Here is a 263-nt window from a genome sequence, read left to right on the forward strand (position 1 = left end):
TCGACATCCGGTACGTCGACCGGCTGCGCTGGACGCGGGAGGAGGCCGAGGGCGCCGAACCCCGCAGCGCGGTGTGGATGCGCGCGGTGGGCCCGCTGGGCGACGACCCGCTGGTGCACACGTGCGCGCTGACGTACGCGAGCGACATGACGCTGCTGGACGCGGTGCGCATTCCGGTGGAGCCGCTGTGGGGGCCGCGCGGTTTCGACATGGCGTCGCTGGACCACGCGATGTGGTTCCACCGGCCGTTCCGGGCCGACGAG

Annotated in this window: 1 pseudogene; it reads left to right on the forward strand. The window is 73.4% G+C overall.

The window, feature by feature from the left end:
* Positions 1-263, forward strand: a pseudogene (locus IH13_RS0127955) (acyl-CoA thioesterase domain-containing protein); the annotation flags it as partial.

The sequence above is a fragment of the Streptomyces sp. NRRL WC-3549 genome (assembly GCF_000721935.1).
Taxonomy (GTDB): Bacteria; Actinomycetota; Actinomycetes; order Streptomycetales; family Streptomycetaceae; genus Streptomyces.